The organism is Cupriavidus sp. AU9028 (assembly GCF_019795295.1).
In the GTDB taxonomy this organism is placed as follows: domain Bacteria; phylum Pseudomonadota; class Gammaproteobacteria; order Burkholderiales; family Burkholderiaceae; genus Cupriavidus.
The window spans coordinates 76,906-97,711 of record NZ_JAIMCG010000008.1 but is presented as its reverse complement, the minus strand read 5'-3'; the positions used below and the strand labels follow the sequence as shown (position 1 = coordinate 97,711).

Sequence of the window (20,806 nt, the reverse complement as noted above, 5' to 3'; positions counted from 1 at the left end):
GACATGAAACGTCTTGGAAAAGTCCTCGTTGCCTCGATGATAGTGATGCACACTATCGGATGCTCCTCTCCTACTTTGCGGAAAAACATGGCTAACGTTGATGGCTGGAATACACACTGTTTTGGCAGATACCTCGTAGACCTTCCTCCCGGGGTAAAGATCGGTGCGGCATATAAATGGCGAGGTAGCAAAGTTGAGCATCTCGCAGGAGAGACGCCTGAGACTTTGAAGGCCAAAATAGCGACGCGTCAATCCGAGCTTGAGGCGCAGAAGCGCGATGGGGGGCGGGGCGCGATGTTCTTTGATCGTTGGCAACATAGTGATGCAGGGTCTACTTCATTGCTTTCGTGGAGGGGACCACACAGCACGGAAGTGTTGCGGAGGGAATCCTATTTCGTCGCCACGTCACCATGGCGCGTTTTTCACACTAGCGGCGACGTTACGATCGACAGGCTTGATGTTGCAAAAAACAACGCCAATGCGCTCGCCGCCAACATAAAGGCACTCGACCGGAACGTAATTCCGAAGGAGCCTGGGTTTTGTATCGAAGGCGGGATGATCGCTGGTAAGGAGTTCCAGCCTGAGTCCTTCACTGTTGGGATAAAGATCCCGGAGCATCCAAACGCGATAATCAGCATCGATGCTCGCACCGGGGCGGAAGAGGACCGACTTCTGGATCGAGTAGGTGGATTCTTCCTATCTGCTACGCGCGGATTGATGCCAGGGCTAACGGTCCTCCGCAAGGGTGAACGCAACGTGGGGTCTATCGAGGCGCAGGAGTTTGCAACTGCCGCCTCCGACAAGGGACAACGGGTATATGCCTTCGCATGGGAGTCGCAGGGGAAGGATAGATCTCTTGCAGACCAGAATATCGCCGTCAGGCTTCAGGTGCTGGAGCAGTCGGTGGTAAGTGAGAAGACTCCCTACCAGCCGGCCTTCAAGTCCGATGAAGAGGCTCTGCAGTTGTGGGACAACATCATTGAATCAGTGCGGTTGCGTCCAGGGGCGGTGTAGGACCGGTCGCTCCGGCCAGCCGAGGTACCGAAACCCGAGCCTTCTTCTTCTTGTCCGGTAGTAGCGAATATGAGTACCAAATGCAGGCGCTGGGGTGTGATGCTCCTCAGCGCAATGATGCCCATGCAGATCGGTGACTGCTTGCTCCCCATTCGAGAGGGGCAACCGGGGAACGTTGAAGGCTGAACGACCCACTATTTGATTCACCAGCACGACAACTACTGCGGCAGCTTTCGGAGCAAGGAGTGAAGCGCACATATGCTCGACCAGAATGGGGCCTTCCTGGGGGCTGTGTCACCGTAGACGGGGCTCGTCCTGATCCCGATCCCACTGCCAGAAAGTCGAGCCGTAGGCGCTTCCTTCGATGGTCGGAAAAACCTCACCTTCGCAGAAGTATCGGCGCGAGTGCGCTTGCGACGGCGTGAACCACCATCCCTCCTTCGGACAAGGCAGACCACCCTGTGCCCGGATCGGGACCACTTTTGATCCAGTCATCAGCAGGTCCGCAAGGCCGTCGGCGACAGTCTCTCCCTCGATGCGCCTCACGCGTTTCCAGATGGTTGGGACTTTGCTCATGTACTGCTGACCGTTAAAACCAGTCTTGGCGGGGCAGGCGCGATGGCCGCCAATCAGGAACTGGGCGGCCGCGTCTGACACTTCGGGCAGATAGATGCCCGACTCTGGGACGCTGTCGCCCGTACCCACCTGCACAGATTCGTCCAAGGTGTATCTTGGCCATGCAGCCGGTGGGCTCAGCTGTCCGCGAGCGCGGCTTGAGTAGTTGTAGGACAGTAAGCCGGTCAGCCAGCCTCCTGACCCAGTCGTACCTACATTCGCAGCGAGCAACTCCGCCCGATCAAGCAGTTCCCAATACGTCGCCACTCCGCCTGGCGCTACGTCATCAAGTCCAATCAAGGGAAAAGTCGTATTGCCCTTTTACATCGCCTGTCACGGCACTCGCATGCCGTAAGGCGTTTGCGTCGCCATGCGTCAGGCGGACGAAAGCATCGTTGAGAAGTTGTGCCGTGTAGCGGAAATTCGGGAGTACTCGCTGGCCCCACACAATATCGGCTTGGAGGGGAAGCGGCCGGCTTCGGATGTTGGCGGGCAGTCGCGCCGTGAACTGCGTCAAGCGGATTTCCAGGAAATCGATGAAATCCTGCCAGGCGTCCCTCATATCGGCGAAATACTCGACGGAACTGTACCGCTCTAGCAAATAGACTTCCTGGGGCACGAGGGGGGGACTCATTGTTTTGGTCTTACGCGATTCGGCATGGCCGCGTTGCCTTACAGGAAGGCCGGCTTCTGCTGCTGCATTCGACGTACGCGAGTCCATACCGCTGGTACCTTGGCCGTGTACTGCTGTCCGTCGAATCCAGTCATCGCTGGAAGGGCGGCGAAGCCACCAATGAGAAATTGTGATGCTGCTTCCGCGACGTCGGGCAGGTAGATGCCGGATTCCGGGACAAGCTCCCCAGTGCGCACCTGAACCGATCCGTCAAGTTCATAGCGTGGCCAAACTGCCGGTCGGTCCAGCTCCCCTCGGCTCCGAGGCGAATAGCGATGCGAAAGCGCTCCGGTCACCCAGCCGATAGCGGCAGTTCTGAAAATGTTTGATGCCAGGCGATCCGCTCGGTGAAGCAGTTCTCCATAACGGGCTGAGCCGCCGGGGGCGACTTCATCCAGCCAGTCTGATGAGAAGTCGCGCTGACCTCTCACATCGCTAACGACGGCGTTAGCACTCCGCAATGCGTCGGCGTCGCCATGAGTCAGGCGAATGAATGCGCCGTCGAGGATCGCAGCTGTGTCCCGAAAGTGAGGAAGTACGCGCTGTCCCCAAACGACATCCGGCTGCATAGGCAGTGGCCGCTGTCGGAGATCCGCTGGTAGCCGCGCCATGAACCGGGACAAGGAATCTTCCACGAAGTGAAGTGTTTCCCGCCAGGCGTCTCGCATCTCTCCGAAATACTCGACCGAGCTATATCGCTCGAGCAGATAGATTTCCTGAGGAAGAAGAGATGTGCTCATGAGCTCGGTCTGAATTGAAATGCTCTGCGCAGATCTGTCTCATCGTACGGTTGAACCGCTCGGTGGCGATCCCCCGGCCCATGGATCAAGCTCTGTGCATTTTCACGAATGAAGCCGCTTTGCGTTGTTGGAATTGTGGCCGGGTTGTGGTTGGGAAGGCGTGGACCACCATCCGTCCTTTCGGCATGGCTGTCCGCCGGTGACGCGGCTTGGGCCGCTTCATGAATCAGCCGCCAGGCCATTCGCGACAGTCCCACCCTCGACACGCCGGACTTGCGTCCATAGGGGGGAGCGGTGCCGGGTACTGCCTTCCACCGGCACGGCATCACCGGTTCTCACCCAAGGAAAAGTCGTACTGCCCTTTCACATCGGCCGCGACGGAACTGGAGAAGTTTAGGGCGTCGGCATCTCCAAGCGTAAGCCTGCTGTATGCGTTTGGGGCGAGCGCGTGCTGCCGAACTTTCGCTACACGGCCCAGATTCTTGACGGTGCCTGAGGAAAGAGGGGCGTGCATATGCTTCGTCCACGACGTGCTTAGTAGGCTCGGCTCACTCCAGACGAGGCTCATTCTGGTTTCGATCCCATTGCCAAAACGTCGAGCCGTAGGCGCTTCCTTCGACGACCGGAAACACTTGGCCTTGACGCCAGACCGGCGCGACTGCGCTTGCGACGGCGTGAACCACCATCCGGTCTTGGGGCAGGGTTGCCCGCCGGGGACCCGCACTGAATCGATCTCGGAGTCGGTGATTAGCAAGTTTGCGAGACCGTCGACTACTGGTTGTCCATCTATGCGGCGGACGCGCGTCCAGACTGTCGGCACTTCGCTGATGTACTGTTTTCCGTCGGAGCCGATCAACGCCGGTGCCGCGGCGCTACCAGCGATATGAAACTGGGCAGAGGCATTGGCTACGTCGGGAAGATAAACGCCCGATTCTGGAGTGGTGGCGCCCGTGCGCACCTGAACGGTTCCGTCCAACGCATAGCGCGGCCACACCGCAGGCGGATCAAGCTCACCGGACCATTGGGCCGAGTAGTTGTGAGAGAGCATTCCGCTTACCCAGCCGCTCGACGCCGTGGTAGTCACGTTGCCGGCGAGTTGGTCCGCGCAACTCAACAATGTCCAGTACTTTGCCACTCCCCCCGGTTCCAGCTCATCAAGCCAATTCGGGGAAAAGTCGTACTGCCCTCGAACTGCACTGGTCACTGCGTTCGCGAACCGTAGGGCTCCCGAATCACCATGCGTCAAGCGGATGAATGCATCGTCCAGGATCTGTGCGGAGTTGCGGAAATTGGGTAGTACGCGCTGGCCCCAAACGATATCGGCCTGCATTGGCAAAGGGCGGCTTCGAACCTCCGATGGGAGTCGGGCCATGAGCCGTGACAGACGTTCGTCGACGTATTCAACGACTTCCTGCCACGCGTCACGCATGCGGCCGAAATACTCCCTGGAGCTGTAGCGCTCCAGCAAGTACGCTTCCTGGGGAACGAGTGGAGTCCGCACAAGCTCTACCGGTATGAGAATGGACCCTACGGATTGTCCTGCCGCAGACTCGGTTCATCCTGATCCCGATCCCACTGCCAGAAAGTCGAGCCGTAGGCGCTTCCTTCTATGATCGGAAAAACCTCACCTTGGCGGAAATATCGGCGCGACTGCGCTTGCGACGGCGTCAACCACCATCCTGCCCTCGGACACGGTTGCCCGCCGGCGACCTTCATCGAGTCCGCTCCAGGGCCAGCGGTGAGCAGATCGGCAAGGCCGTCATTGACGGTTTCGGACTGGACCCGGCGCACGCGAGTCCAGACGGCGGGCTCCTCCCTGACATACTGCTGGCCGTCAAAACCCGTCATGGCCGGGGCGACCTTGCGACCGGCGAGGAGGAACTGCGCGGCGGCGTCCGGCACGTCGGGAAGATAGATGCCGGACTCAGGAGCCGGCTGTCCGGTACGCACCTGCACGGTGGAATCCAACGTATAACGAGGCCATGACTGTGGCCGGTGCAATTCTCCCCGTCTGCGACTGGAGTAGCGTTGTGAAAGCGCGCCGGTTAGCCAGCCGATGGAGATCGTGGTTTCCACGTTGACCGCCATTTGATTGGCCCGGGAGAGCAGTTCGCCGTATCGAGCCCCTGAGCCGGGCTCAACTTCATCGAACCAGTCGGAGGAGAAGTCGTTCTGTCCCCTGACATCCCCGGTGATGGCACTTGCGGCGCGCAAGGCGCTGGCGTCGCCATGGGTCAATCGGATGAATGCGTCGTCGAGCGTCTGCAGCGATTGGCGGAAATTCGGCAGGACGCGCTGCCCCCAGACAATATCGGGCTGCTTGGGCACAGGGCGACTGCGGTAGTCCGGCGGCAGCCGCGACATGAAGCGGGACAGGCAATCCTCCACGTGATCGATCATGGCGCTCCAGGCGTCGCGCAAGTCGCCGAAATAGTCGATGGAGCTGTAGCGCTCCAGAAGGTAGATCTCTTGGGCAAGGAGTGAAGCGCACATATGCTCGACCAGAATGGGGCCTTCCTGGAGGCTGTGTCACCGTAGACGGGGCTCGTCCTGATCCCGATCCCACTGCCAGAAAGTCGAGCCGTAGGCGCTTCCTTCGATGATCGGAAAAACCTCACCTTCGCAGAAGTATCGGCGCGAGTGCGCTTGCGACGGCGTGAACCACCATCCCTCCTTCGGACAAGGCAGACCACCCTGTGCCCGGATCGGGACCACTTTTGATCCAGTCATCAGCAGGTCCGCAAGGCCGTCGGCGACAGTCTCTCCCTCGATGCGCCTCACGCGTTTCCAAATGGTTGGGACTTTGCTCATGTACTGCTGACCGTTAAAACCAGTCTTGGCGGGGCAGGCGCGATGGCCGCCAATCAGGAACTGGGCGGCCGCGTCTGACACTTCGGGCAGATAGATGCCCGACTCTGGGACGCTGTCGCCCGTACCCACCTGCACAGATTCGTCCAAGGTGTATCTTGGCCATGCAGCCGGTGGCCTCAGCTCTCCCCGAGCGCGGCTTGAGTAGTTGTAGGACAGCAGGCCGGTCAGCCAGCCTCCTGACCCAGTCGTACCTACGTTCGCAGCGAGCAACTCCGCCCGATCGAGCAGTTCCCAATACGTCGCCACTCCGCCTGGCGCTACGTCATCAAGCCAATCAAGGGAAAAGTCGTATTGCCCTTTTACATCCCCTGTCACGGCACTCGCATGCCGTAAGGCGTTTGCGTCGCCATGCGTCAGGCGGACGAAAGCATCGTTGAGAAGTTGTGCCGTGTAGCGGAAATTCGGGAGTACTCGCTGGCCCCACACAATATCGGCTTGGAGGGGAAGCGGCCGGCTTCGGATGTTGGCGGGCAGTCGCGCCGTGAACTGCGTCAAGCGGATTTCCAGGAAATCGATGAAATCCTGCCAAGCGTCCCTCATATCGGCGAAATACTCGACGGAACTGTACCGCTCGAGCAAATAGACTTCCTGCGGAACGAGAGGGGTGCTCATTGTTTTGGCCTCATCGGATGGTGGGACGGCAGGGCGTCCATGTTGAGATTGTTTGTCAGCTTGGGGAGGCCAAGGAATTCATCCGTCTCGCCAGGGAAGTCGGTGTAACCCCAGCCAGTGAGTTGCCGTCGGCTGAGAAACTCGGGTTGTAGGAGCGTTGGATCAACAACTAGTTGGTTCCCGCCGCCCTCGAGAACAAGGTTGGGACTCCCCCTCAACGCCTGACTGGCGGCCGGCCCCTCCCACGCTCTTAGCTCCGTGCCTGGAGGAACAGTGTAGGTAACAAACTCTCCGTTCCTGTTCCAATGGCGCCATACCGCGAACCGCCTTCTCCAGTCTGCTCGGTCCGTTACCTTCAGGAACTCATGCTCCCGCATCCAGAACGCGCCGTTGTCTTTCGAGTTCGGATCTACTACTCGATACAAAACTTCACCCGCTTTAACGGTCGTAGGCTGCGCTGCGTGAAATGTTCTATACGCACGGAGCTCCGGCCATCCTTCGACTGGTGATACACGTTCATTCAGCTCCTCGAATTTCAGGATGCCTGTGTCGTCCACCCAAGTGGGGGATGGCGAACTCAGTAGAGGCAGCTCATCCTCCGGGCCCAGCGACTGGTACTTATGCGGATTCACCGCATCCACATTCGCCCGATGCAGCGTATCGCCCTCGATTTCCAACCGCCTTGCCAATTGATGCAGCCACGCATTCACTGGCCCCAACACCTCGTCCAGCTTCGACGCCATCATGCCTCGAACACGTAGCACCACACCGAGCAGCTGCCCGGCGCGGGTCTGCATGGCGGCGTTGCCCCAGCGGCCGATCAGGTCGACGAAGTAGCGCAAGCCCTCGATGACGGAATCGAACGCCCTGGACAGCTCGCCGGCGTTGAGCCGTGCGACGACGGCGCGCACCTGGGTGGACAGCCAGCGATAGGGGTTGACGATATTGGCGGCGCGCAGTGCCCGCCGCACAGTCGGGTTCTGCAGATGCCGGTTCAGCGTCTTGATGCCAGCCTCGACGAACGGTTCGCTGGCCTTCCAGAAACTGGAATCGAGCGCCGCCTTGCCCGCGCGGAACACGGATTTCCGTCCATACGCAAACAGAATCTTGCAACACCCCTTCGCCAGCGACCCGAGCACGGGAAATAGCCCGATCAGGGTCAGCACCAGCGCGACCCAGGCCCACTTGTCGTTGGTGTCGTCGTTGATCTTGCGGCAGTTCGCCACGACATCGCGCACGTCGCACAGCTGGTCGACGAAGGGGATCATCGACAGTACGGTGCCGGTGGCCACCTGCGCGGTGGACTGTTCGTCGGCGAAGTCGCCCTGGATGACGACCCAGATCCACTCCGCGGCGGCGGAGAGGTTCTGCTTGCCGCTTTCAACCCAGCCGGCCGGCGCGCTCTTGAACCACGCGAGCGCGTTTTCTAGTTCTTCCCACATGTTTGTCGTGTTATCCGAGCTTGGAGCGCGAGGCCTGGATCAGGTTGGCGATGGGATCCCACGGCTTGTCCTCGCCGGGAGGCGGCATTTCGTATTCGACGCGGACGGCTTCGGGCGGCACGCCTTCGTGGCGGGCGTGGCCGTTGGCGTCGAGCTTGCCGGAGATGACCTGGCCGTCCTTGAAATGGATCTTGTAGGCCTGGCCGGCGAACGGCTCGCCTTCGGCGTCGCGATGGTCGATCTCGATCCAGTGGTCCAGCGCGGTGGCGCCGGTGGGCAGCGCCGCCAGCGGGGCGGCGTTGCCGCCGGGCCCGGAGAAGGCATGCGAGGCGCCCTTGACTTCGAAGAGCCCTGGCGTTTCGAAGGTGATGGCATTGCCTTCGAGCCGGATCAGCGAGTCGCCGCCGTGCAGCACGATCGTCTTCTGCGCCAGGATCTCGATGGCGTCGTTGCTGGAGGTCACGAGGACGTCCTTGTCGGCGAGGACACGCATCGGTCCATCGTGCGCCTGGACGGAGACGGCGCCGTTGGCTGCGACGACGCGGGCGCCATCGCGCTGGACGAACAGCGATACGCCGCGCGCCGCCGCCATGGCAATGGTCTTGCCGGCCGCGACGTGCAGGTCGGACTGGGAGGTGCCGTGCAGATGGCGGCCAGCGTAGACGGCAGTCGTTTCCGCGCTGGCAATGGTGATGGCCATCGGGGACTCGGCGACGAGCAAGGGCTCGGCGAAGCGCTCGACCGGGTTGCCGTCCGGCTGCACGGCGCGCTGGCCGTTGACGCTGTCCGGATGGTGGCCGCCCAGTTCCGGGTCGATGGCCGACAGCAGAGGATCGAATGCCGCGTTGGCGGCGAGCGGGGCAGCGTGCTGCGTGCGGGCGGCGGTGGAGAGCCGCTCGGCGGTGCGCTGGGCGCCGCGCAGCAGGCGGGTCGCTTCCGGGACGCCCATCACGGTGCCGCCGGCGCGTGGGCGCACGGTGGTGCTCAGCAACACCCCTTGGCCGGCGCGCACGATGGCCCATGCATCGGTGCGCAGCTCGGCTCCACTGCCGCGCCAGGCGCCGCGCTGGGCATCGCGCGGTCCCTGGGCGACGAGGTATCCGAGGTTGAGCTGGCTGTCGGCAGCGGAACTCGCCAGCCGCATGCGCAGCTGCCCCTTGGTGTCGTCGACGACCCACTGGTTGTAGCCGTTGCCCCCGAGGCCCTCGGTGTGCCAGCCGGACAGGAGCGTCGCCAGCGGCTTGTCGTCGTTCGGCCAGGGCGGATTGTCCTGCTGGTTATGCAGCTGCGTCGTTGCCAGCGGGCGGTCGATGTCGCCATCGAGGAACGTCAGCAGCAGTTCCGTGCCGACTCGGGGAACGTGGTGCGCGCCCCAGTTCGGCCCGGCCGTGGCGCCCGCCACGCGTACCCAGGCGGTGGCCTGCGAGCGGTCGTCGGAATCAGGGTCGGCGAACGCCGGAGCTTGCCCGGCGGGCAACGGAGCGCGCAGCCACGGAAAGCGAATGCGCACGCGATGGTCGCGATCGGTCAGCAGTGGTGCATCGCCTTCGGCAATGACGATCGCGGTCTGCCCCTCGGGCGCGGTCGGCTTGGCGCGCCAGCGCGGGGCGATCGGCGCGTCCGCACGCACGGCCTCGACGGTATTGCGGTAGCCGCCTGCCTCGATCTGCGTGGTGCCGATCAATCTGGCGACGTCGGCGCCGAGGTTGTTGGCGGCTTCGTGCCGAATGGACAGCGCGACGTACTCCGTTGCCTCGTCGGCAAAATGGCCCGTCAGGCGGAAGCGTTGCCCGGCGGCCAGCTGGCGCACGGTGCCTTCGCCATGCCACCGCACGAAGCCGCTTTCCTCGGCCTGCATGCGCCGGGTTGCCTGGCGCGTCGCGCCCGCGCCGTCCTCGAAGCGATAGGCGCCGCGTCCGTCGAAAGATTCGAGGGTCGGCAATTCGCCGGGGACGGCGGTGGCGGTGACCTGGGCCGAGAGGGCGGACAGTGTCTTGTAGTCCCACGACGATACCGTGACGGCGTTGCTACCGACGCTGTGGCACGAAGTCCAGCCGGTCATGGTGTCGCTGGCCTCGGTCATGTCGGCCCGATGGAAGCGGATCTCCGGCTGCGGGCAGGAGGGCCGTTCGGCATCGTTGTCGAACACGACCAGCCGATGCCGTGCCTGGTTGCCGTCGGGTTTGTCGTCCTCGCCCTGCAGATGCTCGAAGCGGTACGACAGGCCGTCCTCGGCGAGCAGGCGATGGACGAAGTCGAAATCGCTCTCGCGATACTGCGCACAGATCGAGCGGCGCCGCAGCGGCTGCGAGATGGCGAACTGGAAGTTGGCGGCGGGATAGTCGGCGAAGACTTCCTCGAGGATCTGCTGGGTGGTCTTGTCCTGATAGACGAAGCAGTCCAGCCGGCCGCGCAGCCGCTCCAGCCACGGGGCGACGGTGAGGCGGTACCGTGCCAGACCGCCGTCGCCTCCAAGGGACGCGCAGTCAACCACGAAGCCGTGCCAGGCGCGATAGCGGCCATCGGCGAGCATCAGCCGCAGCGTGATTTCCTGCCGCGCCAGTTCGACCGTATCGAGAGCCGCGGAGGGCGACAGGCAATCCAGTTCGATGAGGAACGGTTGCGACACCGCCTCGCGCGCGGTGAGGCGCTCGACGACCAGGTTGGCCTCCGCCAGCGGCGCATCGATGGCGATCAGCCGCGTTCCCTGGGCGAGCAGGTTGGCTAGCACGGCCGACGGCAGCGACGTGGTTGGCATCATGGCGACCTCGAAAGGGGATGGAGGGGGATCGGCGACGTCAGGGCAGGGAGATCGTCAGATGCGAGAACCGCGGTCCCAGCTTGATGACCTGGGAGTAGTCCTGCATCGCCTCCGCGGTCTGCCCGTCCAGCACGGTGGACACGCCGACGAAGGCCAGCAGGGCGATCAGCGCGAACACGGCGCCGAAGATCCACAGCGGGGTTTCGCGCTTCAGCGTATGGGCGATCTTGTCCGGCAGCGGCCAGTGCGGGGCGAACGGTGCGCGCTTGCCCTTGATCGCCGCGATCTCGTCGCCCAGCCGCGCGGTCAGATAGGCGAGCTTTTCGGGCCCTTCGAGGATGTACTTGCCGCGGAATCCGAGCAGCAGGCACATGTGGAAGACCTCCAGCGCCTGCAGCCGCGGCGCGCCTTGCGCGCGCAACGTCTCCAGCCGCGTGAAAAACGCTTCCCCGGCAAGCTGTTCGCCGAACAGCACCAGTTGCAGCGGCCGCCGCTCCCATTCGGGGCGAATGGCGAAGCTGGAGGCGAGAATGGTCTCGTCGATGGCGGCGCAGAAGGCGTACTTGGCATCGAACACATCGTCGGCGGAAACCTGCAGCCGCCGCGCTCCGCGATCGAACTCGTCCAGAAACCCGCGCACCTTGTCGCGGAACGCGTCGGCGCTGTCTGGCGCTTGTCCATTTCGCAGCAGGAACAGCATGAAGAACCCGTCGTACAGCAGGTCCAGCAGCGTGCGCGCATGCCGGGAGGCGTCGCCCGAATCCGGCGCGGCGCCGGAGGGTCCGGCCGGGGTGTCGCCAAACAGCGAGGGCATCGAAGTGGTGGTCATGACGTCACCGCAATGAGTTCAAGTTTGAGTTCCCGGATACCGGCCGGGGTGTAGATGGTGATGGTGCCGGCCTGCAGCATCCGCTCGTAGAGCGGGCCGCGCGCCTCCACGGCAAAGTAGCAGGCGCCCGGTCGCACCGGAATGGCCGGCGGGACCTGCGGCGTATAGGACAGCGGCACGCCCGGCATCGAGGACAGCACGAGCTTGTCGACGTCGTCGGGCGCGCCCACCTTGAAGCGGGCGGGAATGGCCTCGACCAGCTCGACGGTGGGCATGTCGGCGGACACCGACAGGTAGAAGCGTGTCTTGTCGTCGATCTTGCCGGAGTCAAGGCGTCCCAGGTGGAAGGAGGGGCGCGACTCGTCCAGCGCGATGGCGAAGTAGCGGGTGGAAATCACCGTGTCGAGCAGTTCGCGCACCATGCCGTCGAGCTGGGCGAAGGCCTTGCCTGGATCGCGATGGTCGTAGACCGGCAGGTCGGCCAGCGTGTACGACTTGGAGAAGGTCATCAGCGCGCCGGCCATGCGCAGCATTTCCTGGAACAGGCGCTCCGGATGCGTTTCCGGATGGTGATACAGATGCGACAGCGCGGCAAAGGACGCGTTGGCCGTATGCAGCAGCCAGAACGAGGCGATATCGCCGGAGCGGAACTCGATGATGTTCTTGGACGGCTCGCGATGAAAGCCGTACAGCGCGTTGACCTTGGCCTGCAGCGCATCCAGCAGCCGGCGCAGCCTCTGGTAAAGCACCGCGGAGGCGTTGATGGCCAGGCTCGGCGCAACGAAGCTCTCATCCAGCTCGAAGCTGCCGGTGGCGGTACGGCGCACGCGGACGACAGGCAGAGACACATACTGATCGCGCGGCTCGCCGTCGGCCACCAGCTTGACGGCTTTGCGCAGATACATGATGGCGGCGGGCTCCGCCTCCGTGAACAGGTCGGCGGTTTCGCGCTGATGGCCGACGAAGCGGGAAGAGGGCGCGCCGTCCGCTGCTTCCCGGTAATTGCCCCCGGCGCTACGCATCGGATGCAGTGCCAGGTGGAAAACAGATTCCGATACGCCCGGGGGAAGACTGTTCAATGCCACGGGTGGCGGCAGATCGTCGCTCTGGGGCGCGCAATACCATTCGCCATCGGGAAAAAACAGTGAAAGTTCCGTGACACGAAGTATTCCGCTGGACAATGCGTCGGTGTCGAAACGCGCGTGCCGCACGCCCCATGAATAGGGCTGAATGGCATGCGCTGTCGCATGAAGCCGTGCTTCATGGTAGGCGTCCTGCTGCTGGAAATGTTGCGGGCGAAGAAACAGTCCTTCGCCCCAAAGAATCTTGGCGGAATCGCTCACGATAGGCCTTGCCGATTGTTTAATTGCAGGTCGTCATTGATGCTTATTGCAGCGATCACGCATTGCAACTGGTAGTGGACAACAGGTTGAGCGCGGTGCGCGGCACGCCATCGTTCGGCGTCAATGGCTCGCCAGCGGTCAGCGTCATCGCGCAGGCGTGCAAGCCAATGGTGATTCCGGACTTCTCTCCCTGTTGTGCGTCGAAGGCGAACTTCCAGCGCTGTGGTGCCGGGCTGCGGAACAGCGCCACCACACCGATCGCGCCGGCCTCGCGCGCAACCTTTTCCATCACTTCGTAGCGCTGGCCAGGGATCAGCGTGATCTCGCGCACGTTGACCAGTTCCGCCCCAAGTACCTGCTTTTCCCGAGCCGGATCGACGAAGACGTCGAAGGCGGCCTGCTGGAATGCCGTCGCTTCCTTCAGCTTGTAGACCCTTACCACCAGGGCCGCCGGCTTGCGGTCATTGGCCGCATTCAGGTTGGCGCCCGCGTACAGGCGCAGGGGAATGTCTCGCGGCGGCTTCTGTGCGTCGGGCACACTGGACGGCTTGATGCCCAGCGCCTCCAGCGCGCCGCCTGCTGCCCCGGCCAGCACCTGTCCGCCGACCGCGCACCCGGCAAGCGCCAATGCGGCAGAGGTACAGAGCGCGGCCTTCAGCGCTTGCCTGGCAAATGAAAATTGTAAGAAAGTCATACAAATCGGATTGCTCTTATTTGCTTGTGCTACGTGAAGCCGCAGGCTGATAAACGGGCGGCAACATTATGAAGTGCCTTGCCGATTGTTAAATCAATGGCTGAACACAGAGTTAAATTCCATTGAATGCGCATGTTGCGGCTTCTCGCGGCACGGTTGTCAGCAAAGACGCGCAGAGTGTACTATTGCGCGCCGATTGGGCCAATATCGCTTTCCATTCCTTTTCTTCGCTTTCCGCAGAAAGACGAGAACGGCATAGAAACAAATACGTCAACAACAAGCCGCGCGACGGATCGAGCCATGTTCCATTTTCGCTTTACACGTTCTATTGCAATTGCACTCGGCACTGCCGCATTGTTTTCGGGTTGTGCCGCCACCGGCGGCGTCGCCGGTCCGCAATCGGAGGAGGCGTTCGACCAGAGCATGGCGAAGGCCGAGGCTGCGCTGCAGGGCGGCCAGCGTGAGCAGGCGGTAAGCCTGTACGAGCAGATCGCCAAGGCGAATCCGGCGCGGCAGGAACCGTGGACGCAGATCGCGCAGATCCAGTACGCCGACCAGAAATACCCGCAGGCGATCGTGGCGGCGGAAGAGGCGTTGCAACGCGACGGCGCGGATCGCAAGGCCAAGAGCATTCTCGCGGTAAGCGGGCTGCGTGTGGCGCGCCGCTCGCTGCTGGAATTGCGGGACGACACCGAGCTGGCGGGAGACGTGCGCACCGACGCGCAGCTGCTGGCGAAGATGCTGCGTGAAACGCTCGGCGAGCAGGTGCTGTTCCCCGAGGAGAAGGCCAAGCCACCGGTGCGCCGCCGTGTGGCGCCGGTCAAGCGCGTGCCAGTGAAGCCGGCGGCCACGCCGTCCGCACCGGCGCCCGCGGCCGCGGCACCGGCAGCACCGGCAGCACCGGCACGCGGCGGTAACGGCGATCCGTTCGGCGCACTGCGCTGATCGCGCCAGCTATTCGAGCCCCTGGCGGGCAATCCAAGACAACCACGACCGGACCAACCGGAGAATCCGCATGGCCAAGAAGGAAAGCGTGCAGAAGCGCCTGCAGAAGGTGCGCCCGCCCCGGGTGCAACTAACGTATGACGTCGAGAAGGGCGACGCCATCGAGCAGAAGGAATTGCCCTTCGTCGTCGGCGTGGTCGCGGATCTGTCCGGCCAGTCCGAGGTCGCGCAACCCAAGCTGCGCGATCGCAAGTTCGTCAACATCGACCGGGACAATTTCGACGACGTGATGTCGGCAGTGGAGCCGCGTGCGGCATTCCAGGTGCCCAACACGCTGACGGAAGAGGGCGGCCGCTTCGGCGTGGAGCTGAAATTCCGCTCGCTGGACGACTTCAGCCCGGAAGCGGTGGTGGACCAGATCGAGCCGCTGCGCAAGCTGCTGGAGGCGCGCTCCAAGCTGGCCGACCTGCGCAACAAGCTGGCCGGCAACGACAAGCTGGAGGATCTGCTCAGTGAAGTGCTGACCAATACCGAGACGCTGCGGCAACTGGGCAAGGGCGGCGACGAACCGAAGGGTGGCCAGGATGCATGAAACCCAGAGCGCTGCCGCGCAGGCAGCTCCCGCCGTCAATGCCAGCCTGCTGGACGAGATCGTCGAGCAGAGCCGGGTGGCCAAGTCGGATGCCGAGCACGCCCGTGCCAAGGACATCATCGGAGAACTGGTCAAGGAGGTGCTGGACGGTACGGTCGTCGTCTCCGACAACCTGTCGGCGACGCTGGACGCGCGCGTGGCCGAGCTGGACCGACTGATCTCCTCGCAACTGAGCGCGGTCATGCATGCGCCGGAGTTCCAGAAGCTGGAGAGCACCTGGCGCGGCCTGTCTTACCTGGTCAAGGAGACGCAGACCGGGCAGATGATCAAGATCAAGGTGCTGAACGCGACCAAGCGCGACCTGGTCCGCGACTTCAAGACCGCGATCGACTTCGATCAGAGTGCACTGTTCAAGAAGGTGTACGAGGAGGAGTTCGGCACCTTCGGCGGCGCACCGTTTGGCACGCTGATCGGCGATTATGAAATCACCCGCCAGCCGGAAGACATCTACTTCATCGAGCAGATGTCGCACGTCGCCTCCGCCGCGCATGCGCCATTCATCGCGTCGGCCTCGCCGGAGCTGCTGGGCCTGGAGTCCTTTGCCGACCTGGGCAAGCCGCGCGATCTGGCCAAGGTGTTCGACACGGTCGAGTATGCCAAGTGGAAGTCGTTCCGGGAGTCGGAGGATTCGCGCTACGTCGGGCTGACCATGCCGCGCTTCCTGGGCCGGCTGCCGTACAACCCCAAGGACGGCACCACGGTCGAGGGCTTCAATTTCGTCGAGGATGTCGACGGTACCGACCATTCGAAGTACCTCTGGTGCAACGCGGCGTGGGCATTCGGTGCGCGCCTGACCGCAGCCTTCGAGGATTTCGGCTGGTGCGCGGCCATCCGCGGCGTCGAGGGCGGCGGGCTGGTCGAGGACTTGCCCACGCACACGTTCAAGACGGACGATGGCGAGATCGCACTGAAGTGCCCGACCGAGATCGCCATCACGGACCGCCGTGAGAAGGAACTCAGCGATCTGGGCTTCATCCCGCTGGTCCACTGCAAGAACTCCGACTACGCCGCCTTCTTCGCCGCGCAGTCGGTGCAGAAGCCGAAGAAGTACAACACGGACAGCGCCAACGCCAATGCGGTGTTGTCCGCGCAATTGCAGTACATCTTCTCGGTCTCGCGCGTGGCGCACTACCTGAAGGCGATGATGCGCGACAAGATCGGCAGCTTCGCCTCGGCGCAGAACGTCGAGAGCTTCCTGAACCGCTGGATCTCGCAGTATGTGCTGCTGGATGACAACGCGAGCCAGGAACAGAAGGCGCAGTTCCCCCTGCGCGAGGCGTCCATCCAGGTTTCGGAAATCCCGGGCAAGCCGGGCGCCTACCGGTCGGTGGCGTTCCTGCGTCCGCATTTCCAGCTCGACGAGTTGTCGATTTCCCTGCGTCTGGTCGCCGACCTGCCGCAGGCGGCGAACTCGTGACGGGCATCCATCGGCCGCGCCTTTCGGCAAGGCCGATGGTTGAGGTAGCAGGCAACACCCAAGCGTTGAAGAAAGTATCTCTATCTCTATCTCGATCGAGGGGCTCATGAAGGATATCTACATCAAGTTCGGCAACCCGGCCATCAAGGGCGAATCGCAGGACAAGGATCACAAGGACTGGATCGAAGTCCTCAGCTGGGAGCACACCATCAAGCAGCCGCGCTCGGCCACCGCATCGACCGCGGGCGGTCATACCGCGGAGCGCTGCGAGCATGGCGAAATGATCTTCACCAAGGACATGGACGTGGTCAGCCCGCTGCTGTACCAGCACGCCTCGGGTGGCACCACCTTCGATGAAGTGACCATCGACTTCATGCGCGCCGACGGCGAGGGCAAGCGCGTCAAGTACCTGGAGATCAAGCTGAAGAACGCCATCCTGGGCGCGGTGGACGCCAAGGTTGCGTCCGAAGGCCTGCCGACGGACCGGTTCTCGCTGAAGTACGCCGCCGTGCAGTGGAAGTACACGCAGCAGAAGATCGGCGGCAACCAGGGCGGAAATTCGCAGGGCGCCTGGAGCCTGACCAAGAACGACAAGACCTATTCGGTCTGACGCAAGTGGCCGGCGTGCCGGCCCTTCGCGCAGCGGGCGCCCGTGCGGCGTGCCCGCGCGGCGCGCAGGGCGGCATGCCGGCGCCTTGCCCGCCCGGTCATGAAGGGATTCGAACCCAGCCTGCTCGACAAGCTGTTCGACGACGAGCCGCACGCGCCGTTGCCGACGGCGATGCGCCAGCTGACGCTGGAGGAGTTGAAAGCCACGGTCGCCCGCGATATCGAGGCGCTGCTCAACACGCGCATCGTCATCGACGAGGCGCAACTGGACGGCCGCCCGGAATGCCGGCGCTCGCTGCTGACCTATGGGCTGAACGATTTTGCCGGACTGAGTCTGGCCAGCTACTACGACCGCAATACCATTTGCCAGTCGTTGACGAAGGCGATCGAGCGCCATGAGCCGCGGCTGCGCAACGTCACCGTGTCGCTGGATGTCACCGAGCGCCATACCAATGCGCTTTGCTTTGGCATCAGCGCGATGCTGCTGGTCGGTCCGGCGCGCGAGCCGGTGAGCTTCGACGCCTTGCTGCAGCCATCGACGCTGCAGTATTCGGTCTCGCGCGGGCGCGCTTGAGCGGAACCGGAACGACCCGCCGCGACGCCTGCCTGAGGCGACCCTATTCGGATCCGCATGGAAGAGCTTCTGCCTTACTACGAGCGTGAACTGGCCTATCTGCGCCGGTATTCGCGTGACTTCGCCGAGCGATACCCGAAGATCGCCGGCCGGCTCGCCATGTCCGCCGACGGCTGCGACGATCCGCATGTCGAGCGGATGGTGGAGTCGTTCGCCTTCCTGACGGCGCGAATCACCAAGAAGCTCGACGATGATTACCCGGAGCTGACCGAGTCGCTGCTGGAGGTGATGTATCCCCATTACCTGCGGCCGTTTCCGTCCTGCTCCATCGCGCATTTCGACGTGCGCAGCGCCGCGGCCCAGCTCTCGGCACCGCTGACAGTACCGCGCGGCACCATGCTGACCACGCGCGCCGTGAATCGGGTGGAGTGCCGCTTCCGCACGGCGTACGACGTCACGTTCGCGCCGGTGCGCATCGCCGCGGCCAGCTATCGCGCCGCCGTTGCCGCGCCGGCCGCCGCGATGCTGCCCAAGGGGGCTACTGGCGCGGTGTCGATCACGCTGGACTATGCGGGCGAGCGGGGCGGCTTCGAACAGCTGCCAATGGACCGGGTGCGGGTCTATCTGGATGGCGAGCCGTCGTTTGTCGCCGCGCTGGGCGACGCGCTGTGCCTGCAGGTCGGGGCCGCCTATCTGGAAGGGAGCCGTCCTGGCGTCTGGCAGCGGCTTGCCTCGGTGCCGCTGCATGAGGTCGGCTTCGCTGCCGACGAAGCGCTGATCGACACGCCGGCGCGCTCGCATCCGGGCTATCGGCTGCTCAGCGAGCATTTCGCCTTCGCCGAGAAGTTCAACTTCCTCGATATCGACCTGGCGGCGTTGCGCAAGGCGCTGCCGCCTGGCGGCGCGACGCGTCAGCTCCAGCTGCATCTGGTGATCACCGAGATCCGTGCCGACTCCCATGTCGCACGGCTGCTCGAGGGCCTGCAGGCCGAGAACCTGCGGCTGCATTGCACGCCGGTGGTCAACCTGTTCGCACAGAAGGCCGATCCCATCCGCATCGAGCACACCGCCAGTGCCTATCCGGTGGTGGCCGACGGGCGGCGCGCGCACGGTTACGAGGTCTATTCGATCGACAGCGTGCAACTGGTGCGGGAGAGCGCGGCGGGCAACGACGTGGTGGAGTTCCGCCCGTTCTACTCGCTGCACCACGCGGAGGATCCCAATCGCAGCGGGCATTTCTGGCTGGCGCGGCGCGACCCGCTGGTCGCCGCGCGCAGCCCCGGATACGAGACCGAGATCTCCCTCGTCGATCTCGATTTCGACCCGGCCCGTCCCCAGACCGACACGCTGAGCATCGGCCTGACCTGCACCAATCGCGATCTGCCGGCCAGCCTGTCGTTCGGGCATGTGGATGGCGACCTGACGATGGAAGGCAGCTCGATCGCCCGGACGATCCGCTTCCTGCGCAAGCCGACCCCGTCGCTGCGGCTGCCCGGCGGCCGGGCGGCGCAGTGGCGGTTGATTTCGCTGCTGGCGCTGAACCATCTGTCCCTGGTCCAGGAAGGCCTGGCGCCGCTCAAGGAGATGCTGCGTCTGCATGACGCCGCGCACAACGGCATTTCCGCCCGGCAGATCGAGGGCATCGTGGGCCTGCACTGCGAGCCCACCACGCAATGGCTGTCCGGCAAGCCCTTCGCGACCTTCGTGCGCGGCCTGCGCGTGCAGTTGACCCTGGACGAGGAGGCCTTCGTCGGCACCGGCATGCATCGGTTCATCCGGGTGATGGACCACTTCTTCGGACTGTATGTCCATCTGAACAGCTTCGTGCAGCTCGTCGCCGTATCGCGCCGCACCGGCAAGGAATTGATTGCATGCGCACCGCGAAGCGGCGAATCGATCCTGGCGTGATCCGGCGGCTGCTGGCGCAGCCGTATCGCTTCCAGTTCTTCCAGGCCGTGCGGCTGCTGGAGCTGCTGTTCGCGCGCGATGCTGGCGTGGATGGCAAAGCGGGGCGGCAAGCGGATACGCCCGAGCACCGCCTTGCCAGCCGGATGCGGTTCCCCAACGCCGTGTCGCTGTCGTTTCCCGCCAGCGAGATCGCGCGGATCGAGGCCAGCGGCTTGCCGGCGGCCGCGCTCGAGGATGACGAGGCGTTCCGGCAGGCGCTGGAAGCACAGGGCATCGACACGGTCACGCTGACGCCAGCGTTCTTCGGTCTGCTCGGCGGACAGGGGGCGCTGCCGTTGCATTACACGGAAATCGTCGCCGAGCGCGAGACGATGCGGCGGGACGGCGCGGCGCGCGCGTTCTTCGACATCTTTTCCAACCGCGCCGCTGCGCTGTTCTATCAGGCATGGAAGAAGTACCGGCTGCCATTCCACTATGAAGTGGACCGCAGCCGCCACTATCTGCCGCTGCTGCTATCGCTGGGCGGGACGGGCGATGGCGCCGTGCGCGGCGCCATGCGCCGGGGCCCCGGTACGGTCCACGACGAGGCGCTGGCGGGCTACGCGACGGCGCTGCGCCAGCGGCCGATGTCCGCCGCCTACCTGCAGCAGGTGCTGACCGACTACTTCCGCGTGCCGGTCCGGATCGAGCAGTTCGTCGGTGGCTGGTATCGCGTGCCGGAGGCGCAATGGTCACGCCTGGGCGGCGCCAATGGCGTGCTCGGCGCCACGGCGCTGGCAGGCCAACGCGTGTGGCAACGCGATCTGCGCGTGCGCGTATGGATCGGCCCGCTATCCCGCCAGCGCTACCAGGCCTTCCTGCCGGGTGCCGCCGGCGCCTTCGCTTTGCGCAAGATGCTCATGGCGCTGGGCGGCGCGACGCAGGAGTATGAGGTCAGGCCGATCCTGCGCCGCGAGGACGTCAGAGGCTGCAGCCTGGGCGGTTCGGGCGGGGGGGCCGGCGGACGGATCGGCTGGGACGCCTTCATCGCCTCGCGTCCCGCGCCACACGACCGTAGCGAGGCGCACTACACCTTGTCTTCCCTTCATTGATCGACCGGAGCTGATG

19 protein-coding genes are annotated in these 20,806 nt (G+C 63.8%); 8 read left to right on the top strand and 11 right to left on the bottom strand.

Annotated elements, in window-relative coordinates; genetic code table 11:
- Positions 1–3: 3 nt before the first annotated feature.
- Complete coding sequence (locus tag K6V06_RS11005) at positions 4–1,014, top strand: T6SS immunity protein Tli4 family protein (protein WP_255581759.1); 1,011 nt, start codon at positions 4–6, stop codon at positions 1,012–1,014.
- A gap of 294 nt (positions 1,015–1,308) precedes the next feature.
- On the opposite strand, the gene K6V06_RS11000 is transcribed toward K6V06_RS11005, so the two are convergent.
- From K6V06_RS11000 to tssJ, 11 genes are all read right to left on the bottom strand, one after another.
- Complete coding sequence (locus K6V06_RS11000; protein WP_222243270.1) at positions 1,309–1,737, bottom strand: hypothetical protein; 429 nt, start codon at positions 1,735–1,737, stop codon at positions 1,309–1,311.
- Between the two features lie 178 nt (positions 1,738–1,915).
- Positions 1,916–2,248, bottom strand: coding sequence for a hypothetical protein (locus tag K6V06_RS10995; protein WP_222243268.1), 333 nt, complete (start codon positions 2,246–2,248; stop codon positions 1,916–1,918).
- A gap of 53 nt (positions 2,249–2,301) precedes the next feature.
- A complete protein-coding gene (locus K6V06_RS10990) occupies positions 2,302–3,042 on the bottom strand; it encodes a hypothetical protein (RefSeq protein ID WP_222243266.1) in 741 nt (246 codons plus the stop codon).
- Positions 3,043–3,367: 325 nt separating this feature from the next.
- Positions 3,368–4,510: a hypothetical protein gene (locus K6V06_RS10985; protein ID WP_255581758.1), complete on the bottom strand. Its 1,143-nt coding sequence runs from the start codon at positions 4,508–4,510 to the stop codon at positions 3,368–3,370.
- Positions 4,511–4,569: 59 nt separating this feature from the next.
- Positions 4,570–5,535 carry a hypothetical protein gene (locus tag K6V06_RS10980; protein WP_222243256.1) on the bottom strand — a complete coding sequence of 322 codons (966 nt, stop codon included), beginning with the start codon at positions 5,533–5,535 and terminating at the stop codon, positions 4,570–4,572.
- 36 nt (positions 5,536–5,571) lie between these two features.
- Complete coding sequence (locus K6V06_RS10975; RefSeq protein WP_222243254.1) at positions 5,572–6,525, bottom strand: hypothetical protein; 954 nt, start codon at positions 6,523–6,525, stop codon at positions 5,572–5,574.
- A complete protein-coding gene (locus K6V06_RS10970) occupies positions 6,522–7,967 on the bottom strand; it encodes a hypothetical protein (protein ID WP_222243252.1) in 1,446 nt (481 codons plus the stop codon). Before K6V06_RS10970 ends, K6V06_RS10975 begins: the two co-directional genes overlap by 4 nt.
- Positions 7,968–7,977: 10 nt before the next feature.
- The gene (locus K6V06_RS10965; protein WP_222243250.1) at positions 7,978–10,728 is read right to left on the bottom strand and encodes a type VI secretion system Vgr family protein; all 2,751 of its coding nucleotides are present in this window, start codon (positions 10,726–10,728) and stop codon (positions 7,978–7,980) included.
- 37 nt (positions 10,729–10,765) lie between these two features.
- Positions 10,766–11,557 (bottom strand): type IVB secretion system protein IcmH/DotU, encoded by a 792-nt coding sequence (icmH, locus tag K6V06_RS10960; RefSeq protein WP_222243248.1) that lies wholly within the window; start codon positions 11,555–11,557, stop codon positions 10,766–10,768.
- Positions 11,554–12,900, bottom strand: a complete 1,347-nt coding sequence (gene tssK / locus K6V06_RS10955; protein ID WP_222243246.1) for a type VI secretion system baseplate subunit TssK — start codon at positions 12,898–12,900, stop codon at positions 11,554–11,556. Before tssK ends, icmH begins: the two co-directional genes overlap by 4 nt.
- Before the next feature lie 55 nt (positions 12,901–12,955).
- The gene (gene tssJ / locus K6V06_RS10950; protein ID WP_222243244.1) at positions 12,956–13,594 is read right to left on the bottom strand and encodes a type VI secretion system lipoprotein TssJ; all 639 of its coding nucleotides are present in this window, start codon (positions 13,592–13,594) and stop codon (positions 12,956–12,958) included.
- Between the two features lie 300 nt (positions 13,595–13,894).
- On the opposite strand from tssJ, the gene K6V06_RS10945 reads away from it, so the two are divergent.
- The 7 genes from K6V06_RS10945 (at position 13,895) to tssG (ending at position 20,790) form a co-directional block, all read left to right on the top strand.
- Positions 13,895–14,539 (top strand): hypothetical protein, encoded by a 645-nt coding sequence (locus K6V06_RS10945; RefSeq protein ID WP_222243524.1) that lies wholly within the window; start codon positions 13,895–13,897, stop codon positions 14,537–14,539.
- 70 nt (positions 14,540–14,609) lie between these two features.
- Positions 14,610–15,131, top strand: coding sequence for a type VI secretion system contractile sheath small subunit (gene tssB, locus K6V06_RS10940; RefSeq protein ID WP_222243242.1), 522 nt, complete (start codon positions 14,610–14,612; stop codon positions 15,129–15,131).
- Positions 15,124–16,608, top strand: coding sequence for a type VI secretion system contractile sheath large subunit (tssC, locus tag K6V06_RS10935; protein WP_222243240.1), 1,485 nt, complete (start codon positions 15,124–15,126; stop codon positions 16,606–16,608). The genes tssB and tssC overlap by 8 nt, the downstream gene beginning before the upstream one ends.
- Before the next feature lie 106 nt (positions 16,609–16,714).
- Positions 16,715–17,218 carry a type VI secretion system tube protein Hcp gene (locus K6V06_RS10930; protein ID WP_222243238.1) on the top strand — a complete coding sequence of 168 codons (504 nt, stop codon included), beginning with the start codon at positions 16,715–16,717 and terminating at the stop codon, positions 17,216–17,218.
- 99 nt (positions 17,219–17,317) lie between these two features.
- Entirely contained in the window at positions 17,318–17,791 is a 474-nt protein-coding gene (gene tssE / locus K6V06_RS10925) for a type VI secretion system baseplate subunit TssE (RefSeq protein ID WP_222243236.1), read from the top strand.
- 57 nt (positions 17,792–17,848) lie between these two features.
- Positions 17,849–19,699, top strand: coding sequence for a type VI secretion system baseplate subunit TssF (gene tssF, locus K6V06_RS10920; protein WP_222243234.1), 1,851 nt, complete (start codon positions 17,849–17,851; stop codon positions 19,697–19,699).
- A complete protein-coding gene (gene tssG / locus K6V06_RS10915) occupies positions 19,663–20,790 on the top strand; it encodes a type VI secretion system baseplate subunit TssG (protein WP_222243232.1) in 1,128 nt (375 codons plus the stop codon). Before tssF ends, tssG begins: the two co-directional genes overlap by 37 nt.
- The last annotated feature ends 16 nt before the right edge of the window (positions 20,791–20,806 follow it).

Excerpts from the sequence above, each read along its gene's own strand:
- tssE (WP_222243236.1), top strand. The coding sequence starts at position 17,318 with ATGAAGGGATTCGAACCCAGCCTGCTCGACAAGCTGTTCGACGACGAG.
- tssF (WP_222243234.1), top strand. The coding sequence starts at position 17,849 with ATGGAAGAGCTTCTGCCTTACTACGAGCGTGAACTGGCCTATCTGCGC.
- K6V06_RS11005 (WP_255581759.1), top strand. The coding sequence starts at position 4 with ATGAAACGTCTTGGAAAAGTCCTCGTTGCCTCGATGATAGTGATGCAC.
- K6V06_RS10945 (WP_222243524.1), top strand. The coding sequence starts at position 13,895 with ATGTTCCATTTTCGCTTTACACGTTCTATTGCAATTGCACTCGGCACT.
- tssC (WP_222243240.1), top strand. The coding sequence starts at position 15,124 with ATGCATGAAACCCAGAGCGCTGCCGCGCAGGCAGCTCCCGCCGTCAAT.
- tssG (WP_222243232.1), top strand. The coding sequence starts at position 19,663 with ATGCGCACCGCGAAGCGGCGAATCGATCCTGGCGTGATCCGGCGGCTG.
- tssJ (WP_222243244.1), bottom strand. The coding sequence starts at position 13,594 with ATGACTTTCTTACAATTTTCATTTGCCAGGCAAGCGCTGAAGGCCGCG.
- K6V06_RS10975 (WP_222243254.1), bottom strand. The coding sequence starts at position 6,525 with ATGAGCACCCCTCTCGTTCCGCAGGAAGTCTATTTGCTCGAGCGGTAC.
- icmH (WP_222243248.1), bottom strand. The coding sequence starts at position 11,557 with ATGACCACCACTTCGATGCCCTCGCTGTTTGGCGACACCCCGGCCGGA.
- K6V06_RS10930 (WP_222243238.1), top strand. The coding sequence starts at position 16,715 with ATGAAGGATATCTACATCAAGTTCGGCAACCCGGCCATCAAGGGCGAA.
- K6V06_RS10970 (WP_222243252.1), bottom strand. The coding sequence starts at position 7,967 with ATGTGGGAAGAACTAGAAAACGCGCTCGCGTGGTTCAAGAGCGCGCCG.
- tssB (WP_222243242.1), top strand. The coding sequence starts at position 14,610 with ATGGCCAAGAAGGAAAGCGTGCAGAAGCGCCTGCAGAAGGTGCGCCCG.
- K6V06_RS10965 (WP_222243250.1), bottom strand. The coding sequence starts at position 10,728 with ATGATGCCAACCACGTCGCTGCCGTCGGCCGTGCTAGCCAACCTGCTC.
- K6V06_RS10990 (WP_222243266.1), bottom strand. The coding sequence starts at position 3,042 with ATGAGCACATCTCTTCTTCCTCAGGAAATCTATCTGCTCGAGCGATAT.
- K6V06_RS10980 (WP_222243256.1), bottom strand. The coding sequence starts at position 5,535 with ATGTGCGCTTCACTCCTTGCCCAAGAGATCTACCTTCTGGAGCGCTAC.